At 63.2% G+C, this 3,191-nt stretch carries 1 protein-coding gene; it reads left to right on the top strand.

Annotated elements, in window-relative coordinates; genetic code table 11:
* The first annotated feature begins 183 nt into the window (after window positions 1-183).
* Window positions 184-3,072 (top strand): PAS domain S-box protein, encoded by a 2,889-nt coding sequence (locus FHY04_RS22215; protein ID WP_183938035.1) that lies wholly within the window; start codon window positions 184-186, stop codon window positions 3,070-3,072.
* Window positions 3,073-3,191: the final 119 nt, after the last annotated feature.

The following is a 3,191-nucleotide window of genomic DNA, read 5'->3' as shown; positions in this document are numbered from 1 at the left end:
GCCGCGCCGGCCTGATACGCGGCGCATCCTCCGGTGCCCGGCGTCACCTGTCATCCACCACGCTGATCCCACGCGATCCTTTTTCAACAGTCTCGGACGGTTTCGACAGTTTAGGAACGACCAACGTTGAGCTTGGCGGTGACGATGCTACAGCACAGTGATCCGCTAAACCTTTGGAGTCCGATGACCGAGCTGCCCGCGCACGAGAAGCAGAGACTGGCTGCCCTCGCAGAATATGACCTGCTGGACACTCCGCGCGAGGCGGCGTTCGACGAGATCGCCGAACTGGTGGCGGCGATCTGCGACGCGCCAATCGCGATCGTGAATCTGATCGGGGACGGCCGCCAGTTCTTCAAGGCGGAAGTCGGGCTTGGCGTTCGTGAGACGCCGTTGGAGACGTCTTTCTGCGGGCGTGCGATCCTCGAGGATGAATTCCTGCTCGTCCCCGATGCGACAGACGACCCACGGTTCGACTGCAATCCCCTGGTCACGGGTGAGCCGCACCTGCGCTTCTATGCTGGCGCCCTGTTGAAGTCGTCTGATGGCTTTCCGATCGGCACGCTCTGCGTTCTGGACTATCGCCCCCGCGACCTGACCGAGGTTCAGAAGCAGACGATCCGCGTCATGGCGCGACAGGTCATGGTGCAGTTCGAGCAGCGTGTTGCAACGGGACGGCTGATTGCAGCCGAAGCGCGCCAGCGGGCGATCGTCGATAGCGCACAGGACTTCGCCATCGTAGCCTGCGATCTCGAAGGCCGTATCATCGAGTGGAGCTATGGCGCGGAACGGGTGCTGGGCTGGTCGGAAGCCGAAGTGATCGGTCAGAGCGTCTTCCTGTTCTTCACGGATGAAGACCGCGCGGCCGGGGTGCCGGTGCAGGAGATGGCCTGCGCCCGTGAGACGGGGCGGGCCACTGATGAGCGTTGGCACGTGCGCAAGGGGGACGAGCCTTTTTGGGCCAGCGGTGAGTTATCCCTGCTCCGGGATTCGGCCGGCCGCCATACCGGTTACGTCAAGGTTCTGCGTGATCGTACTGAAGAGCATCTTGCCGGCGAAGCGCTCCGGAAAGCGCAGCAGCGCTTCCAGACAATCTTCGACACGGTCGATGCGGCTTTCGCCATCGTCGAGGTCAAGTTCGACGAGGACGACAAAGCCGTCGATTACCGGTTTGTCGAAGCCAACCCCGCCTTTGAACGCCAGTCCGGAGTCAACTTGCGCGGCAAGTGGGTCACGGAATTCGCACCTGACCTCGAGCAGTTCTGGTTCGAGACCTACGGGCATGTGGCCAAGACCGGTGAAGCAACCAATTTCGAGAATTATGCCGAAGCATTCCAGCGCTGGTTCGACGTACGGGCAGTACGGGTTGGCGATCCCGCAGATCGACAGATCGCGATTATTTTCAACGACGTGACCGCCCGCCGAGAAGCGGAGGAACGCCTGCGTGTCAGTGAATCCGTCGCGCGTCAGAACGTCGAGCGGGTGAAACTCGCGCTGGAAGCCGGCGCCATCATCGGCACCTGGCACTGGGACCTGCCAAGCGATCAGTTCACCGTAGACGAGGCATTCGCGCGTGCCTTCGGCCTTGATCCGGCGCTCGGCCGATCCGGCATCCCGCTCGCGCAGATTACAGCAACGGTACATCCCGACGATCAGGCAGGGCTGACGGAGGCCATCAACGCGGTAATCGCCCGCAGTGGGTCCTATGCGCATCAATACCGGGTCCGCCGCGCTGACGGTCGATATTACTGGATCGAGGCGAACGGTCGGGTTGACCATGCACCCGACGGAACGCCGCTGAGCTTTCCCGGCGTCCTGATCGACGTCGAGGAACGGCGGAGCATCGCAGCGGAGCGCGACCGTGCTGTCGCCGATCTGCGCGCGCTCGCCGAAACGCTGGAGCAGCGCGTCGCGGAGCGAACCGCCGACCTCGGCCAGGCCGAGGATGCGTTGCGCCAATCGCAGAAGGTGGAAGCGATCGGGCAACTCACCGGTGGGGTGGCGCACGACTTCAACAATCTGCTGACGGTCATCCGGGGTTCCATCGACCTATTGCGCCGGCCCGGTCTCTCCGACGAACGCCGGCAGCGCTATATTGACGCGATCTCCGACACCGCCGAACGCGCGACCAAACTGACCAACCAGCTGCTCGCATTCGCGCGCCGCCAGTCGCTCAAGCCCGAAGTCTTCGATGTCTCGGAAAGCGTGCGGACGGTCAGCGACATGGTGCGGACGCTGACGGGCGCACGCATCAAGGTATCGCATCGGCTGCCGACGGAGCCTTGCTACATCGACGCGGACCGCAGCCAGTTCGACACCGCGATCGTCAACATGGCGGTCAATGCACGCGATGCCATGAACGGCGCGGGCGAGCTGTCCATCGTGGTTGCAGCAGCCTCCGGCATGCCCGCCATACGGTCCCATCCGGCCACGCCGGGCGAGTTCGTGACGGTCTCCTTGACCGACAGCGGCCCTGGTATTCCAGCCGACAACATTGAACGGATCTTCGAACCGTTCTTCACCACCAAGGGGGTAGGCGAAGGGACAGGCCTTGGCCTCAGCCAGGTCTTCGGTTTCACGAAGCAGTCCGGCGGGGGCGTCGTCGTCACAAGCGACGAAGGCGAAGGCGCAACGTTCACCATGTTCCTGCCCCGGGTTGACGGGCTGGACGGCGGAGCGGCCGAAGAAGGCGACAACTCCCTGCCGCTCGGCGAAGGCGCCTGTGTGCTGGTCGTCGAGGACAATGCCGAGGTTGGCATGTTCGCGACCGAGGCGTTGGGAGAGTTGGGCTATCATACGGTCTTGGCGATGGACGCCTCCAACGCACTCGCCGAACTGGCGACAGATGCAGGCAGGTTCGACATCGTCTTCTCCGACGTGATGATGCCCGGCATGTCCGGTATCGAGCTAGGTCAGGAGATCGGCCGGCTGTATCCTAAGCTGCCGGTCGTGTTGACCAGCGGGTACAGCGAGGTTCTGGCGCAGAGCGGTACGCACGGGTTCGAACTGGTGCATAAGCCCTATTCGATCGACACATTGTCGCGAGCTCTTAAGAAGGTGTCACGCCGTCGATGAAGCGTAAGCGGTGGCGCAACCGGACGAGACTGTTGAAAAAGGATCGCGTGGGATCAGCGTGGTGGATGACAGGTGACGCCGGGCACCGGAGGATGCGCCGCGTATCAGGCCGGCGCGGC

The organism is Sphingomonas sp. BK481 (assembly GCF_014194875.1).
Taxonomy (GTDB): domain Bacteria; phylum Pseudomonadota; class Alphaproteobacteria; order Sphingomonadales; family Sphingomonadaceae; genus Sphingomonas; species Sphingomonas aerolata.
The sequence above is the reverse complement of the archived record's forward strand: the minus strand, read 5'-3'. Positions and strand labels throughout refer to the sequence as shown.